Source organism: Hymenobacter coalescens (assembly GCF_054783195.1).
Genome location: NZ_BAAGRA010000004.1, coordinates 24314 through 40376 on the forward strand (window position 1 = coordinate 24314; position 16063 = coordinate 40376).

A 16063-nucleotide genomic window follows, 5' to 3' on the forward strand; every position below is an offset into this window, starting at 1 on the left:
GCGTAGCGGGCCCTTTTCTCGAACATACGGTTTCCGGCGCACAGGGCGAGGCCGGCACCGTGTTTAGCCCGCCAAGCTGCGTATCTTGCCTGCCGAACTCTGCCCTCCTGCCGCCGCTCACATGAAACGCTTTTTACTTCTGCTATCGACCGCGCTGCTCAGCGCCGGGGCGGCCACGGCTCAGGCGCCGCCCCCCGCCGCGGCCACCGCCTCCGCCGGCAGCGTGGAGGAAGACTTCCTGAGCGTGGCCAACGCCGCCGCGGCCCTGATGAAGCGCCTGATGGCCCAGCCCGCCACCGCCAAGGCCGAGGCGCCGCTGCTGCGCGAGTGCGCCGCCATTTGCCAGCGCGGCCGCCAGGTCACGCCTGCCTACGGGCAGTGGCTGCGCGGCCTCTCCAAAGACGAGCTGCGCACGGCTGTGCAGCACCTGAAAGCCAGCGCCTTCGTGCAGTACTTCGGGCCGCTGCAATACGACCCGAAGTTCGAGGCCCGCTACAAGACCAGCCCCGCCGCCGCCGATATGATGCTGGCCCTGCTCAACGCCCTGGACTTCGAGCGGCAGTAAGCTGCCGGACCATCGCCGGGCGGCCGACTCCCGAAGAACATTCTGTCCGGGGCGAACCGGCGCAGGCCGGAGTGGTACTGCCGATTCCGCTTTGGCGCAGGAGCCTGCGGCGGCTAGCGCGGCTTGGCCCGCTCGTACTGGTTTGGCCACGGCACGTCGGCGCCCAGCTCGCGGGCGGCGTGCAGCGGGAAGTACGGGTCGCGCAGCAGTTCGCGCGCCAGCAGCACCACATCGGCCTGGCCCGACGCCACGATCTGCTCGGCCTGCCCGGCGTCGGTGATGAGCCCCACGGCGCCGGTGGCCAGGCCCGTTTTCCGCCGCACGCGGGCCGCAAACTCCACTTGGTAGCCGGGCCCGACGGGAATCGGGGCGCGCGGGACGTTGCCGCCGGTGGAGCAGTCGAGCAGGTCCACACCCAGGCCCTGCAGCACGCGGGCCAGCTGCACCGAATCGTCGGCCGACCAGCCGCCCTCGGTCCAGTCGGTAGCCGAGATGCGCACCAGCAGGGGCAGGTCGGCGGGCAGCGCGGCACGCACGGCCTCGGTTACCTGCACCAGCAGGCGGCAGCGGTTTTCGAAGGAGCCGCCGTAGGCATCGGTGCGCTGGTTGCTCAGCGGCGAGAGGAACTCGTGCAGCAGGTAGCCGTGCGCCGCGTGCACCTCGATGACGCGGTAGCCGGCCGCCAGCGCGCGAAGCGTAGCCGCCCGAAAGTCGACAATAACCTTATCGATGCCGGCCTGATCCAGCGCTTGCGGGGCGGTTTCGGCGGGCCCGAACGGCAGGGCGCTCGGGGCCACGGTGGGCCAGCCGCCGGCTTCGGGGCCGACTTCGGCGCCGCCTTTCCAGGGGCTGGCGTGGCTGGCTTTGCGGCCGGCGTGGGCCAGCTGAATGCCCGGCACCGCCCCCTGCGCCTCGATAAACGCCGTGATGCGCCGCAGGAAGGGCAGGTGCTCGTCTTTCCAGATGCCCAGGTCGTCGGGGGTGATGCGGCCTTCGGGGGCTACGGCCGTAGCCTCCTGAATAACCAGGGCGGCCCCGCCCACGGCGCGGCTGCCCAGGTGCACCAGGTGCCAGTCGTTGGCGAAGCCATCTTCGGCCGAGTACATGCACATCGGCGAAACGGCAATGCGGTTTTTGAGCGTGACGCCGCGCAGGGTCAGCGGCGTGAACAGATGAGCCATAGAAAGAGGAAGCTTGCGGAAAAACGACGCGGCCGGGGCCGGCGGCTGTGGTTCACGGCTGAAACGTCGCCCCGGCGCGTCAGCCCTCACAACAGGCAACCCTGCCGCGGGTTTGGTAAAGCGGGCACGTCCTGGCATTGGGCGGACCGGGCGGTTACCCGGAAGTCTGCGCCGAGCGGCAAACCTATTGGGCGCCCCGTGGGTACTAGGATGCCGCGCCATTCACCGCGGAACCGCCTTTTGCCATGCGCACCATTAAGCAGCAGCACCGCGCCGTCAGCGCCCCCATCGACGACCTGGTTACGTACCGGGCCCTGCCCACGCCCGCCGTCGAGCACCTCGACCCCTTCCTGTTTCTGAACCACCATGGCCCGCAGACCTACAAGCCCCACAACCGCGGCCTGCCCTTCGGCCCGCACCCGCACCGCGGCTTCGAGACGGTGACGTTTATCCTCGAAGGCGACATCATGCACGAGGACACCGGCGGCCACCAAAGCGTCATCAATGCGGGCGGCATCCAGTGGATGACGGCCGGCCGCGGGCTGATCCACGCCGAGGTGTCGTCGCCGGAGTTTAAGCGGACCGGCGGCCCGCTCGAAATTCTGCAGCTGTGGGTAAACCTGCCCGCCAAGGACAAGCTGACCGAGCCGCGCTACATCGGCCTGCAGGCCCCCGAGATTCCCGCCGCCACCCTCGACGAAGGCCGCGTGACGGTGCACGCCGTATCGGGCGAGTGGGCGGGCACCCGCGGCGCGGTGCAGCCCCTGGCCGACATTCAGCTGGCCACCATCAACTTCCGGCCGGGCGGCCGGCTCACGCTGCCGATTCCGGCCGCGCACACCATCTTTTTCTACACCGTGCGCGGGCAGCTGCGCGTGAACGGGCAGGACACCGAGGCGCTCCGCCTCGTGGAATTTAACCACGACGGCGACGAGCTGCAGATCGAAGCGCTGAGCGACGCGGTGCTGCTGCTGGGCCACGCCCGGCCCTTCAACGAGCCCATCGTGGCCTACGGCCCCTTCGTGATGAACACCGCTGAGGAAATTCAGCAGGCTTACCGTGACTACCAGGCCGGCAAGTTCGGGCAGTGGCGGGGATAGGCGTAGTTACTCTTATCAAAAACGTCCCGCTGGGCCTGAGCCCAGCGGGACGTTTTTATTTACCCCTAAAAGCATTTGGACTTACTGCGCCAGCAGCCAGGCCACGGCTTCAGGTTCATTATCGAAGTAACAATAGCTGATCTGTTCGCGCGCCGGCGTGGTTACGGCCGCCGAGGAAAGGCGGGCTTTGGCATCACGGGCGCCGAGGATGGCGCGGCAGCGGTAGTTGCCCTCGCGCACGGCGCGCGGCGTCCACTGTTCCTGAATCCACCGCTGCTCGGCGATGGAAAAGGGCGCCATGAAGCGCTGGTCGGCGTACACCTTGCCCTTCTGATACCGCACCAGCCAGGCCAGCACCTGGTCCATCAGCTCGCGGCGCGTGGCCACGTCCGTCACGCTGGGGTGCCACACAATGCGCAGGAACCCCCGGGGGTCGTCGACGAGCCGCCCGGCGCTGTTTTCAAAAAAAGGGGAATACTGCTCCATCTTGCGGGGTAACGGATAAGGGCCAACCGCGGGCTGCCACCGACCAATTGCGGCTTCGCCCAGAGCACTTGCGCCGTTATGCCTCGCCAAAAAACACAATTTCTTGCAAACCGGTTCACTCCGAATCTTTAAGCTCACCTAGGTTAACAACGCGTCTGCTGAACCATATAGCGCGCATTACTTATTCAAACTAAAAAAATAACAAATAATTTGCCTTTTAATATTACCATTTTCTTATAACAATCCGATAAACTTGTAGAATCGTCCAGCCTACTGCTGGCGATGCAACGAGCTGGTTTAGAACATTACCAACAAGTCGGGGCGTGAGGAAGTGGTTTACCCTGTGGGGACTAGTAATAATGACAGCGCTGCGGGCGGCGGCTCAAACGGGCATTGCCGAGCCGCAGCTGGCGCCCTGCGACGCGGTGGTGCAGGCCTTTCTGGACCGCTGGGACATCCCCGGCGCTTCGGTGGCCATCAGCAAGGACGGCCGCCTGGTGTATGAGCGCGGCTTTGGCCACGCCGATCTGGCCCGCACCGAGCCCATGCAGCCCGCGCACCTGCTGCGGGTAGCCAGCGTGTCGAAACCGGTAACGGCCCTTGCCATCATGAAGCTGCTCGAAGAAGGGCGCCTCACGCTGAACCACCGCGTATTCGGCCCCGAGGGCTACCTGCAGGGCTCCTACTACAACGAGGTTATCCAGGACCGCCGCATCTACGACATCACCGTGCGGCAACTGCTGGAGCACACCGGCGGCTGGAACCGCAACGTGAGCGTGGACGACCAGCCCAGCTCCGACCCCATTGACTTCCCGCTGCACGTGGCCCAGGCCATGCAGGTCAGTAACCCCGTGGCCGATTCGGCCCTGGTGCGCTTCGTGCTCAGCCGCGGGCTGAATTTCGCGCCCGGCAGCCGCTTCGCCTACTCCAACATGGGCTACCTGATCCTGGGGAAGGTCATCGAACAGCTTACCGGCCAACCCTACGCGGCCTGGGTGCAGCAGCACATCCTGGCCCCGGCCGGGGTGCGCGAAGCCCACCTGGGGCGCAACCTGCTGGCCGACAAGCACGAACGCGAAGCCGAATACTTCAGCAAGGGCAGCCGCGAGTCGTGCTACGGCAACGGCAAGCGCGTGCCCATGCCCTACGGCGGCTGGAACCTGGAAGCCATGGGCGCCCACGGCGGCTGGCTGTTTTCGGCCCGCGACCTGGTGCGCCTCACCTTGGCCGTGGAGGGCAAAGGCGCCCGCCCGGCGCTGCTGCAAGCCTCCACCATCGACACGATGACGACTTCCGACGAGCCCAACCGCCGCTACGCCAAGGGCTGGCTGGTGAACAAGGACCGTACGACGTGGTGGCACACCGGCTCCCTCGACGGCACCGCCAGCTGCGTGGTGCGCACGGCCTCGGGCTACACCTGGGCCATCCTGCTCAACAGCCGCGCCGTGCCCAACCGTTTCTGGCACGACCTGGAAGAAGTGGGCTGGGACTGCCTGCGCGCCGCCGATGGCCAGTGGCCCGCCTACGACTTGTTTGCGCCCGAGCAGAACGCGGTCCAGCTGCAGGCCAAAGCCCTGAATCCGACGACGGTGCGCTTCACCTGGCGCAACGGCAACGGCACCGACCGCCTGCTGGTGCTTCAGGAAAAGAACCCCGTGGCCGCGTTGCCCCACGACGGCACCAACTACGTGGCCGACGCCAGCTTCGGCCGCGGCGCCACCTTGGGCACAGGCACCGTGGTGGCCGCCGGCCCCGACAGCGCCATCACCGTGCGCGACTTGCAGCCCGGCCAGATCTACTACGCCCGCCTGGTGGAGTACCGCCAGAGCGCGGCTACCGGCCAGCACCCCGTGTACGCCCTCGACGGCAACCCCGTGGTGACGTTCCGCACGCCGGCCTTGCCGCCGGTGGTGGCACGCCGCGGCAAGGCGAACCGCACCACCGCCGCTACCCGCCGCAAACGCGCCGCTAAGCCTACCAGCCGAACCGCCGTTACAACGGCTCGCCCCGCGCCGGCCGCGGCGACTCCGGCCGCCAGCGCTAAGCCTGCGGCCTCGCCTGCTCCCTCCTACTGGTCGCGCCTGCTAGCCGCTGGCCGCGACCTACTAAAATAAGGGCCACACATTCCTGGCAGATTATGAGCGACTTGTGTGGCTCCCTTGTTATTTCCGGATAGATTTGTACTTCGTGACGCTATCCAGATAATGAGCAGGTTTTCGGACGAAGTGTGGCACATCCTGCGGGAGGCGGGCTGGCAGGAAGGGCGGAGCGTCAACACCAGCCCGTACGCGCTGGCCAACGCGTCCGCGGGCTACCCTTGGTCGGGAGCAGCGGATGCTTTTCTGCGTGAATTCGGCGGTCTGCAGCTGCGCTTTTTTCGGCACGATGGCAGCATCAGCAACCTGCAGTTTCAGGTAGCTCCGGCCGTAGCGCACCGCCAGACGTCCAACGCGCAGCAGGAGTTTGCCACCCGCTTGGCGCTGCCCTCCCTCACCGTGATCGGACTGGCGTACGACGAAGACCTGGTGTTGCTGATGGACGGACGCGGGCGCGTGTACGGCGGCGGCTGCGACGAATGCCTCTACCTGGTGGGCTCCGATGGCCCGGCCGCCATTACGGCCGTGTGCCTGGACCTGCCCTTCGAGCACCTGTAGCGCTGGCCGCCAGGGCGTACGGACACTGCTAGCGGTTGTCCAGCCGTTTCTCGTAGCAGAAAAAGCGCAGACCGGGCCGAAAGGCTAAGGTGATTTCGCCCGCGAAGCGGTAACCGAGCTTCGGAAACAGACGTTGCGTGGCCTGGTTCTCCGAGTTGGTATCCACGCGCAACGACGCGAACCCACGCTGCAGGGCCAGCTGCTCGGCCTGCGCCAGCAGCGCGGCCGCCACCCCACGGCCCTGCGCCGCCGGGTCCACGGCGAGGCGGTGGGTCACGATGGCCGTTTCCGCGGGGTCCCAATCCGCCTGGGCGTACTCGGGGTCCTGGTCGGTAGTGAGGGCCGCTACGCCGACCACGGCGCCCTCGGCCTCGGCTACCCAGAGCTGCGCCCGCTCGAGGTCCTGCCGGAATACCTGCTCGTTGGGGTAAGTTGCTTCCCACTGAAAGTTGCCGGCGGCCTGCATCAGCGGCACCACCCGGCGCACAATGGCGAGAATGGCGGGCAGGTCGGCGGCGGTAGCAAGGCGAGTGATGGGCATGAGCAGAAGGACTGAGGCGCAAAAATAGCCCTGGGCTACTTGGGGTAGCGGAGGTGGCCGAGCAAAAACAGCGTCGCGAAATTCCGCTACGCGCCGCTCTGGGCCAATGGACCGGTGCTGCTAGTCCACCAAGGCTTCGGCAGGTGCGGTGGCGGGCTGACGCAGGTGAGCGGTGCCGCGCAATGAGCGGGCCGCCAGCAGCGCGCTGATGACCGTAAGCACGGCGGCCAAGAGAAAAGGCGCGCCGGGAAAGTACAGTGGGGCTTTGGGGCCGGTGAAGTAAGCAAACAGCCCAGTCATCAGCGGCGGCCCAACGATAGAGGTGGCGCTGACCAGGCTGGTGAGCCCGCCCTGCAGCTCGCCCTGCTCGTTGGGCGGCACCTGGGCCGAAATCAGTCCCTGAATGGCCGGGCCGGCAATGCCGCCGAGGCAGTACGGCACCGAAAACAGGAACATCATCCACCCCCGCGAGGCAAAGGCAAACAGCAGAAAGCCCACCGCGTACAGGGCCATGCCCAGGTACACCGAACGCTCCGACCCCAGGCGCGGGTTGATGAAGCGGATCAGCCCGCCTTGCACAATGGCTACCAGGGCACCGATAACGGCCAGTGAACCGCCGACCCAGGCTTCGTTCCAGTGAAACTTCTCCATGGTGAAGTACGACCACGTGCTTTGGGTGGCGTGGGCTGCGACGTAGATGAAGATCAGAGAGCCCACCAGCCCAAAAATCACCGGGTAGCGCTGCAGCTGCCGCAGCGAGCCGACGGGGTTGGCCCGTCCCAGCTCAAAGGGCCGGCGGTGCGCCGCGTCCAGCGACTCGGGCAGCACGAAGTAGCCGTACAGCCAGTTCAGAAACGTCAGCGCGGCGGCCACCATAAACGGCACCCGCGGCCCCCACTGCGCCACGTCCAGCGGCGCGGCCGCAAAGACGCTGAGCTGGGTCAGGATCTGCGGGGCCCAGCGGCTCAGCAGCCCGCCAATGGCCGGGCCGATGATGAAGCCCAGGCCGAAAGCGGCCCCAACCATCCCGAAGTTCTGGGCCCGCTTTTCGGGCGGGCTCACGTCGGCAATGTAGGCGGTGGCAGTGGTCATGCTGGCTCCGGTGATGCCCGCCAGCAGCCGGCCCACGAATAGCCAGGAAATGGTGGGCGCAAATACCAGCAGCAGGTAGTCGAGCCCGAAGCCGAACAGCGAAAAAAGCAACACCGGCCGGCGCCCGTACCGGTCGCTGAGGTTGCCGAGCACCGGCGAAAACAGAAACTGCATCACGGCAAAGGCAAACACCAGCCAGCCGCCGTAGCGGGCCGCGTCGCTGATGGTCCCGCCGGTGAGCTGCCGGATCAGCGAAGGCACCACCGGGATGATGATGCCGAACCCGATGACGTCGACGAGCAGCGTAACGAAAATGAAGCCCAGGGCGGCTCGGCGGGGTTCAACGGCCATGATGCGGGGTCACGTAAAACAAAGCCTCAAGTAACAGATTGCCAACTATATCAACAACAAAATGCCAATATATTTAGCCGAAATTGCTAATTCTCAACACGCTGCTGTCGCAGCCACGCCAGGGCCGCTGCTTCCTCGGTGAAGCGCTGCATGAGGGCCGCCTTACCTTCAAAGTATACCTGCGGCGGAATGATTTGCGCGGCCGGAACCGCCCTGGTCAGCTGCAGGGGGGCCACCAAGTACGCCAGGTAGGTGCGCCCGTTCAGGTGCTGGCCCAGCCGTGGCACAAAGTCGTTGAGCAGCCAAGGCGTGATGGCCACTTCGACGTTGAGGCGGCGGCGCGCGTCGAGGAGCCAGTAGCGGCAGCCGTAGTGTCGGGCGGTTTCGAGCAGGGCGGGGTAGCTGGCGTACAGTTCTCCCTCGCTTACCGCACGCAGCCAGCGCCCGACCAGCATGTCGAGGTCGGGCCGGTAGTCAATCTGCAGGAAAGCGTGGTGGGACATAGGGGCTAGAGGACACTTCGGCGAAGGTACGGGCTGCACGGCGCTTGCGCGGCCGGGCTGGTGCGCCATGGGGTTGACGCGGGCCTTGATTTTGACGGGCCGGAGCCGGTACTTGCCAACTCATCGACATTCCTCTTTTTTATGATGCAAGGTTTACGCACCATCGTGTACCCCGTCGGCGATTTGGCCCGGGCCCGGCACTGGTACACCCAGGTGCTGGAGCAGGCGCCTTATTTCGACGAGCCTTTCTACGTGGGATTCAACGTGGGCGGTTACGAGTTGGGGCTCGACCCGAACGGCACGGCCGCGCAGGGCGGTGGCCCTGTCACTTACTGGGGCGTGCCCGACGCCGCCGGGGCCTACCAGCGCCTGCTGGAGCTTGGCGCCCAGCCGCACGAGGCGGTGTACGAGGTGGGCGGCGGCATCTTGGTCGGCTCGGTGCTCGACCCGTTCGGCAACGCGTTCGGCATCATTCAGAATCCCCACTTCCAACTGCCTGCTTAGCTCTTAAGCGGCCCGATGCGGCCTGCGCCAGTCCTGCCCGGGACCGGCGCAGGCCGCTTTTTTTATGACTATTATCATTTGATCAATAGATAGTTACAGCTAATTTCAATTGCAACCTAACGTTGCTCGCTGTAGTAAAAAAAGCTAGGCGACCCTGATTCTCATTTCCCAACCCTCAACCAGTAAACGCCATGGCCATTCAACGTTATTCCGATTCGTTCGGAGACCTGATGCCGCAAAGCTTTTCGGCAATGATGGACCGTTTTTTCAACGACTCGATGAACGCGCGCGGGCAACTCAACGCCTTCACGCCACACGTAGACGCCTACGAAACGGAGAAAAGCTACGAAATAGAGGCCTCGCTGCCGGGCATGAAGCGCGACGACATCAAGGTGGAATTTCAACAGGGGCGGCTGAGTATTTCGGGCGAGCGACGGATGCAGCAGGAACGCAACGACCGGCGCTACCATGTGCTGGAAAGCCAGTACGGCTCGTTTCACCGTTCCTTCCAGCTGCCCGAGGTAGCCAACGCCCAAGGCATTGAGGCGCAGTTCGAGGATGGAGTGCTGCGCATTTCGGTGCCCAAGGACCAGCAGAAAACCATGCGCCACCAGATCCAGGTACGCGCCGGCCAGGCCGGCCAAGGCGCGGCCGGCGGGCAGATGTCGGAGCGCGTGGGCCAGCAGGCCACCGATGTGCCCGTGGAAAGCGGCGAGCCGCGCCCGGCGGGTGTAAGCCAGCCGCGCGAACCCGCGTACAGCAACGCCACCATGGCCAACGCCGGCGGCGCGGCCGGCAGCAACGCCCCGTCGTGGAGCAGCCCCACCGCGGCGGCTGACAGCTACGGCGACGGCCACCCCGACGACGGCGCCGGCTCGGGTGCGCGCCGCTAAGGCTGGCCTTGCCGATATTTGTACCCGCCCCGGGGCGCTGTCGCTGCTCCGGGGCTTTTTTTGGGTTGTCTTCTTTGCCTTACGTCTTGTTATGACGCAGCTCTGCGCCTCTTTCTCTTTCCTGCTGAAGCGCTCCGGCTTGGTATGGCTCGCGGCTGCGGCGGCCCTCACCGCGCAGGCCCAACCGACGGCCACCGTCACCACCGGATTTTCGTCGCTGGCCAGCACCAACCCTGGCCCCATCTACCGCTCCACGGCGGCCAGCTCCTTTCTGGCAAGCCAATACGCGTACGTGTTCGACAACGCGGAGCTGGCGGCGGCTGGCCTGCTGCCCGGCGACCGGATTACCGCCATTGCCTGGGAAAAGACCAGCAACGGCGCCAGCAACCGCCCCGCCACCTTTCGCATTCTGCTGAAGAACTCCACCCAGACCACGTACACGGCCCCCGCCGGCTTCGCAGACCTGACCACGGGCGCCACCCAGGTCTTCGCCGACGCGGTGTATCTGGTCCCCGCCACCGTCGGTAACGTGTCGTTTCCCTTCTCGACGCCGTTTACCTACACCGGCCGTTCGTTGGAAGTCTTTACCGACTGGCTGCTGAGCAGCACCGGCACCGGCAACCCCTCGACCGGCTCGTTCCTGTGGGCGCAGTACACCGTGCCCGACCGGATCCTAGGCTTTGCTGCGGCCGCGCCGTTTACCACCGCTCTGTCACCCACCAGCAACGGCCCCAGCTCCGTGGACGACCGGCGCCCCAAAACTACCTTCACCTACACGCGCGTTACCGGCGCCAAAACCCGCGTCTTGCTATCGGGTGGCGCCTACCCCAACCCCACGGCGGGCCCGGTGCGCCTGCAACTGAACTCGGCTTTCCGGGGCCGGAAAACCCAGGTCACCGTGCTCGACGCGACGGGCCGCGTACTGGGCCAGCGCCCGCTCAGCGCGACCGGCTACATCGACCTGCAGGACTTGGCGGCGGGTACTTACCTCATCCGTCTTACACTGGGTGAGCTGACGGAAGTGCATCGGGTACAGCTACAGCGTTGACGCCCGGCTCGCCGTTTGCATTCAGCCCTTCTGCGTTGGCAGAAGGGCTTTTTTGTGGTTTGATTGGTCCTCACCAAGGCCGCACAACTCACCAGCACTGTAACCTAGAGCTGCCAGGCTGGCACGGGCATTAGGCCCTTTTAGCGCCGGTTACAGCCATTATGGCAACAAAACCCATTGATCCGCCTAGTATCCGGGTTGGTACATGGTTTGCATCCAACCCTCTGAAAACCAGAAAGAGGAACAACCCCATGAAACTCATAAGCCAGGAATTTCTGCACAACATTGCTCCCCAGCTCAACCTGCTCAACACCCTGGGCGGTGGGGTGGCGCAGCCGTTGGTGCGCGTGCAGAAGCGCGAGCAGGACGTGGTCATCCGAGTGTCGGCCCCGAGCGTGCGGCCCGAGACGTTCCACGTCGTGCTGAACAACAACCGGCTGGACGTTTTTGCCGAGTACCGCCATGCGCCCGACGACGAACTGGTTGCGCCGCTGTTCGTGCACAACTTCCAACTGCCCAACGGCTTGGACCTGACCCGCATCGACGCGGTGCACCGGCAAGGGGAATTGCGCGTGCGCATCCCGTACCAGGACCCAGGCAACAGCCAGCGCGAAATCGACATCCGCTACCAGTAAGCTTTCCGGGCCGCGGCCCACTCGCTATACATAACGCCGGGACCGACCGGACACCGATGGTTTCACCGCCACTGCCTTGCCGCAGTGGCTTTTTTGTGCCCGCCGTGCTGCATTCTGGCGCACGCGGCCAATGCTTCGGTCGGGCGTGCGGCGTTTAGTCGAACAGCGGCCAGAGCAGCAGAAACATGACCACCAACGACAGCAGAAACCAGCGCATAATCTGGCCGCGGAAGTGGCGCGGCAGCAGGTTGCTGAGCAGCAGCAGGGCAATGACCACCAGCGTGAGGTGCCCCAGCAGAAAGGCGGTGGTCTTCACCCAGTTGCTGACGATGGTGTTTTCGGGCTGAAACTGGTTGCTTTCGCCCAGACCCGAGGTCAGCCAGCGCAGCAGGTAGTAGGCCACGGTTTCGAAGGCCACGAAGCCGGCCAGACCAATCAGAAAGACCCGGGGGCCGGAAGCTTCGTTGCGGACGTCGGCAGCCATAGTGGAGAGCAGTTGGAGGCGCCAAAATACCGGTTTGGCGACAACGCGCCCCGCACCCGGGCACGAGTAAGGCTCCAGTTGGCGTTATCTTCGCTCTCCGACCACCCTGTCGCCTATGCCCCGCACCCGCCGTTACCCCGCTTCTGCCGCCCGCCGGCCGGCTCCGCGCCGCGCCACGCGGCAGCCCGGGCACGGCCGCCGGTGGCTGCTGGCCCTGCTGGTGCTCCTGCTGCTGGGCACAGCGCTGTTCTACGGCTACTACCGCCGGCAGCTCAACCGCTACGCCCGCCGGGCCTGGGCCACGCTGGTAGCCGAGCGCCTGACGGGCCGCGAAAAAACGCCGCTGCTTGCCGGCTATTCCGTGCACGGCATCGACGTGTCGTCGTACCAGGGCACCATCGACTGGCCAGAGGTGGCCCAGCACCGGGTGCGCTTCGCTTTCATTAAGGCCACCGAGGGCGTGACGCTGCGCGACCGGCGCTTTGCGCGCAATTGGCGCGAAGCCAAAAAAGCGGGCATCTGCCGCGGGGCCTACCACTTCTTTCAGCCCAACTACGACGGGGCCGCGCAAGCCGATCTGTTCGTGCGCACGGCCGACATCGGCCCCGGCGACCTGCCGCCGGTGCTCGACGTGGAAGCCCCCGAGTTTCACGACGTGGCCGTGATGCGCCGGGGCATTGCCACCTGGCTGCGGCTGGTGGAGCGGCATTATGGTGTGCGCCCCATCGTGTACTCCAACTATAGCTTCTACCGCCGCTACCTGGCCGGGCACTTCGACAACTACCCGCTCTGGCTGGCCCACTACGAAGTAGAACGCCCGGCCCTGGCCCGCGACAAGTGGATCATCTGGCAGCATTCGGACGAGGCATACGTACCCGGCATCCGCGGCACGGTAGACTTCAACGTATACCAAGGCAGCTACGCCAACCTGCTGGCGCTGCGGGTGCCGCCCAAGCGTACCACCGCCAGCCCAGCTCGCCGTTAGCCCGCTTCCACCTCGTTTCTCCGACTCATGCCCCACCTTTTCGGCCGTCTTTTCAGCCTGCTGCTCGCCAGCCTCACCGCCGCGCTGCTCGGCGCCTGCGCCGGCGGGGCGTACACCGAAACCGGCAAGGCCTCGTACTACGCCGACAAGTTTAACGGCCGCAAAACGGCCAGCGGCGTGCCTTACCGCCCCGGCAAGCGTACGGCGGCGCACAACACGCTGCCCTTCGGCACGGTGGTGCGCGTGACCAACCCCGCCAACGGCCGCTCCGTCAAAGTCACCGTCAACGACCGGGGGCCGCACGTGAAAGGCCGCATCATCGACCTCTCGAAGAAGGCCGCCCGCAAGATTGGCGTGGACAAGGCCGGCGTGGCGCCCGTGAAGGTGCAGGTCGTGCGCCGCGCTACCAGCCGCTGATTTCACCTCACTCCTAGCCTGCTATGCGCATCCGCAAAAAAGTAAAATGGACATTGCCCCCGGCCACCACCAGCCGGTTCGAAACCCTGGGCCAGTTCGTGAAAGCCGCCGAGCAACAGACCTGGACCGAGGCCGAAGTGCAGTTCGTCATCGACGAAGTGGTGGAAGCTACCAGCGACGAAGAAGCCCGCGAAATTTTGCTGGACTACACGTTTCGGTAGCCCGCGCAGCTATTTATCAGCACTAAAAAAGCCCGCGGCGCAGTGCCGCGGGCTTTTTAGCGTGTTTCGGTGGCTGGCAGGCGGCCTCCGCTTATTTGTTGCGCTTCTTGTTTTTGCCTTTCGGGTCGAGCTTGGCCGCCCGCATCAGGCTGTCCTGCTCGGCTTTCATACGGACCGTCGTCAGGCGGCCGCTCAAGGACATGTAGTCGCCTTCCTGGAGTTGGGCGGTGCTGCCGTCGGCCAGGATGACCACCCCGTCGGGCTGCACTTTGGTGCCGTTGGGTAGCGCGGTCAGCGCCGTTACGGGCATGGTGTGGCCGTGCTGGGTGTGCATCACTTTGCCTTCCTTCATGGCAAAACCATCTTTCACTCCGGCGGTGCCCATGACGGGACGCTGCGGCACAGCAGCTTTACGCGGGGCCGGGCGCGTCTGAGCTTGCGCTGCCACGCCCAACGTGAGCAGGCCCAGGGTCAGGAGAGTGGAGAAAAACTTCATGGGAGAATGGGAGTAAAAAAGGGTAAGAGAGGAAAGATACGGCGAAGCGGCATACTCGGCAAGTACAACCCATTCGCCCGCTGGTGCGTTTTGGCAACAAACGGACCAACCTGTGTTTTCGTTCATCCCCCATTCACAAAATCATGACTACGAAAGCCCCAAGTGACATTTACCAGCAATTTCACGCCGACGTCAACATGAGCGCGACGGAATTGGCTAAGTGGCTCGAAACGGAAGAATCCAAAACTGTCGGGCTTGACAGCGGCGACGGGGAAAGCATCGGGCACCATTCCGGCCGGCGCATCATCGAGATTCTGGGCAAGAAAAAGGTCGACCTCACGGCCGACGACGAAACGCACATGCACAAGGTGCACAGCTACGTGAGCCGGCATGCCGCGCAGGGCCCGCACAATAAACAGGACGAAGCCACCTCACGCTGGCGCTATTCACTCATGAACTGGGGACACGACCCGCTGAAAAAATGATTGCCTGCCCGGCACGACGGTTACACGGCTACTTGTTATTACTTGCACGAGTGGGTCGGCCCGCCACGTAACCGGTCCGCCTTTTGACAGGTCATCCGATGGACTACAAAGACTACTACAAGATTCTGGGGGTGGAGAAAACGGCCACCAAAGACCAGATCAAGAAAGCGTACCGCAAGCTGGCCCGCCAGTACCACCCCGACGTGAATCCCAACGACGCGGAAGCGGAGCGCAAGTTCAAGGAAGTAAACGAAGCCAACGAAGTACTGTCCGACGACGAGAAGCGTCAGAAGTACGACCAGCTCGGGGCCGACTGGCAGCGCTATCAGCAGGCCGGCGGCCGCAGCGGCGCGGGTGGCTTCGATTGGTCGCAGTACGCCGGGCAGGGTGGCTTCGGCGGAGGGTATGGCGGCGCCGACTTCGGCGACGCGGGTGACTTCTCCGACTTCTTTGGCTCGATCTTCGGCAACATGCACGGCGCCGGCGGCCGGGGCCGCGGCACCCGCCCCGCCGCCGGCCACGACTACCAGGCCGACATGGAGCTGACCCTGGAAGAGGCGTACCACGGCGGCCCGCGCACCGTGAACGTGAACGGCAAAAGCCTGCGCCTGACCATCAAGCCCGGCGTGGAAGACGGGCAGACCATCCGGCTACGTGACCAGGGTGCTCCCGGCCGCCACGGCGGCCCCAACGGTTCCCTGCTCATCACCTTCCGCCTTCGGCCCGACGCGCGCTACGTGCGCACCGGTCACGACCTGACCATGGACGTGCCCGTGAGCCTCTTCAAGGCGCTGCTGGGCGGCGAGCAGGTGGTCGACACGCTCGGGGGGCCGGTCAAAATCAAGCTCAAGCCCGAAACCGCCAACAACACCCGCCTGCGCCTGCGCGGCAAAGGCTTCCCGGTGTACGGCCGCGCCGACCAGCACGGCGACCTGTACCTGCGCCTGCAGGTGGAACTGCCCCAGCATCTATCCGAGAAGGAAAAAGACCTTGTGCGCCAGTTGGCCCAGCTCCGCGGCGAACCGGTGCCTGCCCCGTCCGCCTAACCACCCCGCGCTCCAGCCATGCCCCAGTTTATCACCCTCACCTTCCGCGACTGCGCCACCACCTACGGCCTTTCCGAAAGCGCCCTGCACGAGTTGGCCGAACTGGGCTGGCTCCGCCTGATGCCGCAGCCCGAAGCGCCCGCCGAGCCCCTCATCGAGGACGAAGCCGACCACCTGGCCCGCCTCGCCCGCCTGCACCACGAACTGCACCTCGCTCCGGAAGGCATCGACCTGATCCTGAACATGCGCCACCGCATGCTGCAGCTGCAGTACGAGCTGACGCGCCAGTCGGCCCGCGCCGCCCAGCTCGAAGCCTGGATCCGGCGCCACCCCGCCACCGACGCGGAGTAGGGTGTGAGGGTATGAGGGTAAGAAG

The 16063-nt window shown here is 65.2% G+C and carries 21 protein-coding genes; 14 read left to right on the forward strand and 7 right to left on the reverse strand.

The features are described 5' to 3' along the window. Positions 1-121 precede the first annotated feature (121 nt). The gene (locus tag ACYVKQ_RS03225) at positions 122-565 is read left to right on the forward strand and encodes a hypothetical protein (protein WP_460575558.1); all 444 of its coding nucleotides are present in this window, start codon (positions 122-124) and stop codon (positions 563-565) included. Between the two features lie 113 nt (positions 566-678). On the opposite strand, the gene ACYVKQ_RS03230 is transcribed toward ACYVKQ_RS03225, so the two are convergent. Further along, positions 679-1746: an NADH:flavin oxidoreductase/NADH oxidase gene (locus ACYVKQ_RS03230; RefSeq protein WP_460575560.1), complete on the reverse strand. Its 1068-nt coding sequence runs from the start codon at positions 1744-1746 to the stop codon at positions 679-681. A gap of 245 nt (positions 1747-1991) precedes the next feature. On the opposite strand from ACYVKQ_RS03230, the gene ACYVKQ_RS03235 reads away from it, so the two are divergent. Continuing rightward, the gene (locus ACYVKQ_RS03235) at positions 1992-2846 is read left to right on the forward strand and encodes a pirin family protein (protein ID WP_460575562.1); all 855 of its coding nucleotides are present in this window, start codon (positions 1992-1994) and stop codon (positions 2844-2846) included. An 81-nt stretch (positions 2847-2927) separates the two neighbouring features. Here ACYVKQ_RS03235 and ACYVKQ_RS03240 read toward each other — a convergent pair whose 3' ends face one another. Continuing rightward, complete coding sequence (locus tag ACYVKQ_RS03240) at positions 2928-3332, reverse strand: hypothetical protein (protein ID WP_460575564.1); 405 nt, start codon at positions 3330-3332, stop codon at positions 2928-2930. A 359-nt stretch (positions 3333-3691) separates the two neighbouring features. On the opposite strand from ACYVKQ_RS03240, the gene ACYVKQ_RS03245 reads away from it, so the two are divergent. Then, on the forward strand, positions 3692-5446 hold the full coding sequence (locus tag ACYVKQ_RS03245; RefSeq protein WP_460575566.1) for a serine hydrolase domain-containing protein: 1755 nt from the start codon (positions 3692-3694) through the stop codon (positions 5444-5446). Between the two features lie 90 nt (positions 5447-5536). After that, positions 5537-5986 carry an SUKH-3 domain-containing protein gene (locus ACYVKQ_RS03250; protein WP_460575568.1) on the forward strand — a complete coding sequence of 150 codons (450 nt, stop codon included), beginning with the start codon at positions 5537-5539 and terminating at the stop codon, positions 5984-5986. Between the two features lie 28 nt (positions 5987-6014). Here the strand turns inward: ACYVKQ_RS03250 and ACYVKQ_RS03255 are convergent, their stop codons facing one another. From ACYVKQ_RS03255 to ACYVKQ_RS03265, 3 genes are all read right to left on the reverse strand, one after another. Further along, positions 6015-6527 carry a GNAT family N-acetyltransferase gene (locus ACYVKQ_RS03255; RefSeq protein ID WP_460575569.1) on the reverse strand — a complete coding sequence of 171 codons (513 nt, stop codon included), beginning with the start codon at positions 6525-6527 and terminating at the stop codon, positions 6015-6017. A gap of 120 nt (positions 6528-6647) precedes the next feature. Then, positions 6648-7970, reverse strand: a complete 1323-nt coding sequence (locus ACYVKQ_RS03260; protein WP_460575571.1) for a TCR/Tet family MFS transporter — start codon at positions 7968-7970, stop codon at positions 6648-6650. An 86-nt stretch (positions 7971-8056) separates the two neighbouring features. Then, positions 8057-8473 carry a hypothetical protein gene (locus ACYVKQ_RS03265; protein WP_460575572.1) on the reverse strand — a complete coding sequence of 139 codons (417 nt, stop codon included), beginning with the start codon at positions 8471-8473 and terminating at the stop codon, positions 8057-8059. A gap of 141 nt (positions 8474-8614) precedes the next feature. On the opposite strand from ACYVKQ_RS03265, the gene ACYVKQ_RS03270 reads away from it, so the two are divergent. The 4 genes from ACYVKQ_RS03270 (at position 8615) to ACYVKQ_RS03285 (ending at position 11553) form a co-directional block, all read left to right on the forward strand. Continuing rightward, positions 8615-8977, forward strand: coding sequence for a VOC family protein (locus tag ACYVKQ_RS03270; protein ID WP_460575574.1), 363 nt, complete (start codon positions 8615-8617; stop codon positions 8975-8977). A gap of 191 nt (positions 8978-9168) precedes the next feature. Next, complete coding sequence (locus tag ACYVKQ_RS03275) at positions 9169-9870, forward strand: Hsp20/alpha crystallin family protein (RefSeq protein ID WP_460575576.1); 702 nt, start codon at positions 9169-9171, stop codon at positions 9868-9870. 91 nt (positions 9871-9961) lie between these two features. Beyond that, the gene (locus ACYVKQ_RS03280) at positions 9962-10918 is read left to right on the forward strand and encodes a T9SS type A sorting domain-containing protein (RefSeq protein WP_460575578.1); all 957 of its coding nucleotides are present in this window, start codon (positions 9962-9964) and stop codon (positions 10916-10918) included. A gap of 251 nt (positions 10919-11169) precedes the next feature. Next, positions 11170-11553, forward strand: coding sequence for an Hsp20/alpha crystallin family protein (locus ACYVKQ_RS03285; RefSeq protein WP_460575580.1), 384 nt, complete (start codon positions 11170-11172; stop codon positions 11551-11553). A gap of 154 nt (positions 11554-11707) precedes the next feature. Here the strand turns inward: ACYVKQ_RS03285 and ACYVKQ_RS03290 are convergent, their stop codons facing one another. Next, positions 11708-12037: a hypothetical protein gene (locus ACYVKQ_RS03290; protein ID WP_460575582.1), complete on the reverse strand. Its 330-nt coding sequence runs from the start codon at positions 12035-12037 to the stop codon at positions 11708-11710. Positions 12038-12152: 115 nt separating this feature from the next. On the opposite strand from ACYVKQ_RS03290, the gene ACYVKQ_RS03295 reads away from it, so the two are divergent. Genes ACYVKQ_RS03295 through ACYVKQ_RS03305 form a run of 3 tightly spaced genes read left to right on the forward strand, consistent with a single transcriptional unit; the run spans position 12153 to position 13660 of the window. After that, on the forward strand, positions 12153-13022 hold the full coding sequence (locus ACYVKQ_RS03295) for a glycoside hydrolase family 25 protein (RefSeq protein ID WP_460575584.1): 870 nt from the start codon (positions 12153-12155) through the stop codon (positions 13020-13022). A 27-nt stretch (positions 13023-13049) separates the two neighbouring features. Beyond that, positions 13050-13439 (forward strand): septal ring lytic transglycosylase RlpA family protein, encoded by a 390-nt coding sequence (locus tag ACYVKQ_RS03300; RefSeq protein WP_460575586.1) that lies wholly within the window; start codon positions 13050-13052, stop codon positions 13437-13439. Between the two features lie 23 nt (positions 13440-13462). Beyond that, entirely contained in the window at positions 13463-13660 is a 198-nt protein-coding gene (locus ACYVKQ_RS03305) for a hypothetical protein (protein WP_460575588.1), read from the forward strand. Positions 13661-13751: 91 nt separating this feature from the next. On the opposite strand, the gene ACYVKQ_RS03310 is transcribed toward ACYVKQ_RS03305, so the two are convergent. Then, positions 13752-14156, reverse strand: a complete 405-nt coding sequence (locus ACYVKQ_RS03310; protein WP_460575590.1) for a DUF6799 domain-containing protein — start codon at positions 14154-14156, stop codon at positions 13752-13754. Positions 14157-14299: 143 nt separating this feature from the next. Between ACYVKQ_RS03310 and ACYVKQ_RS03315 the strand changes: the two genes are divergently transcribed. The 3 genes from ACYVKQ_RS03315 (at position 14300) to ACYVKQ_RS03325 (ending at position 16038) form a co-directional block, all read left to right on the forward strand. Further along, positions 14300-14641 carry a DUF3140 domain-containing protein gene (locus ACYVKQ_RS03315; RefSeq protein WP_460575592.1) on the forward strand — a complete coding sequence of 114 codons (342 nt, stop codon included), beginning with the start codon at positions 14300-14302 and terminating at the stop codon, positions 14639-14641. A gap of 98 nt (positions 14642-14739) precedes the next feature. Next, positions 14740-15687: a molecular chaperone DnaJ gene (locus ACYVKQ_RS03320; RefSeq protein ID WP_460575594.1), complete on the forward strand. Its 948-nt coding sequence runs from the start codon at positions 14740-14742 to the stop codon at positions 15685-15687. A gap of 18 nt (positions 15688-15705) precedes the next feature. After that, positions 15706-16038, forward strand: coding sequence for a chaperone modulator CbpM (locus ACYVKQ_RS03325; RefSeq protein ID WP_460575596.1), 333 nt, complete (start codon positions 15706-15708; stop codon positions 16036-16038). Positions 16039-16063 lie beyond the last annotated feature (25 nt).

Excerpts from the sequence above, each read along its gene's own strand:
- ACYVKQ_RS03225 (WP_460575558.1), top strand. The coding sequence starts at position 122 with ATGAAACGCTTTTTACTTCTGCTATCGACCGCGCTGCTCAGCGCCGGG.
- ACYVKQ_RS03305 (WP_460575588.1), top strand. The coding sequence starts at position 13,463 with ATGCGCATCCGCAAAAAAGTAAAATGGACATTGCCCCCGGCCACCACC.
- ACYVKQ_RS03320 (WP_460575594.1), top strand. The coding sequence starts at position 14,740 with ATGGACTACAAAGACTACTACAAGATTCTGGGGGTGGAGAAAACGGCC.
- ACYVKQ_RS03260 (WP_460575571.1), bottom strand. The coding sequence starts at position 7,970 with ATGGCCGTTGAACCCCGCCGAGCCGCCCTGGGCTTCATTTTCGTTACG.
- ACYVKQ_RS03240 (WP_460575564.1), bottom strand. The coding sequence starts at position 3,332 with ATGGAGCAGTATTCCCCTTTTTTTGAAAACAGCGCCGGGCGGCTCGTC.
- ACYVKQ_RS03275 (WP_460575576.1), top strand. The coding sequence starts at position 9,169 with ATGGCCATTCAACGTTATTCCGATTCGTTCGGAGACCTGATGCCGCAA.
- ACYVKQ_RS03315 (WP_460575592.1), top strand. The coding sequence starts at position 14,300 with ATGACTACGAAAGCCCCAAGTGACATTTACCAGCAATTTCACGCCGAC.
- ACYVKQ_RS03280 (WP_460575578.1), top strand. The coding sequence starts at position 9,962 with ATGACGCAGCTCTGCGCCTCTTTCTCTTTCCTGCTGAAGCGCTCCGGC.
- ACYVKQ_RS03310 (WP_460575590.1), bottom strand. The coding sequence starts at position 14,156 with ATGAAGTTTTTCTCCACTCTCCTGACCCTGGGCCTGCTCACGTTGGGC.
- ACYVKQ_RS03250 (WP_460575568.1), top strand. The coding sequence starts at position 5,537 with ATGAGCAGGTTTTCGGACGAAGTGTGGCACATCCTGCGGGAGGCGGGC.
- ACYVKQ_RS03265 (WP_460575572.1), bottom strand. The coding sequence starts at position 8,473 with ATGTCCCACCACGCTTTCCTGCAGATTGACTACCGGCCCGACCTCGAC.
- ACYVKQ_RS03285 (WP_460575580.1), top strand. The coding sequence starts at position 11,170 with ATGAAACTCATAAGCCAGGAATTTCTGCACAACATTGCTCCCCAGCTC.
- ACYVKQ_RS03230 (WP_460575560.1), bottom strand. The coding sequence starts at position 1,746 with ATGGCTCATCTGTTCACGCCGCTGACCCTGCGCGGCGTCACGCTCAAA.
- ACYVKQ_RS03270 (WP_460575574.1), top strand. The coding sequence starts at position 8,615 with ATGATGCAAGGTTTACGCACCATCGTGTACCCCGTCGGCGATTTGGCC.
- ACYVKQ_RS03295 (WP_460575584.1), top strand. The coding sequence starts at position 12,153 with ATGCCCCGCACCCGCCGTTACCCCGCTTCTGCCGCCCGCCGGCCGGCT.
- ACYVKQ_RS03235 (WP_460575562.1), top strand. The coding sequence starts at position 1,992 with ATGCGCACCATTAAGCAGCAGCACCGCGCCGTCAGCGCCCCCATCGAC.
- ACYVKQ_RS03255 (WP_460575569.1), bottom strand. The coding sequence starts at position 6,527 with ATGCCCATCACTCGCCTTGCTACCGCCGCCGACCTGCCCGCCATTCTC.
- ACYVKQ_RS03290 (WP_460575582.1), bottom strand. The coding sequence starts at position 12,037 with ATGGCTGCCGACGTCCGCAACGAAGCTTCCGGCCCCCGGGTCTTTCTG.
- ACYVKQ_RS03325 (WP_460575596.1), top strand. The coding sequence starts at position 15,706 with ATGCCCCAGTTTATCACCCTCACCTTCCGCGACTGCGCCACCACCTAC.
- ACYVKQ_RS03300 (WP_460575586.1), top strand. The coding sequence starts at position 13,050 with ATGCCCCACCTTTTCGGCCGTCTTTTCAGCCTGCTGCTCGCCAGCCTC.
- ACYVKQ_RS03245 (WP_460575566.1), top strand. The coding sequence starts at position 3,692 with ATGACAGCGCTGCGGGCGGCGGCTCAAACGGGCATTGCCGAGCCGCAG.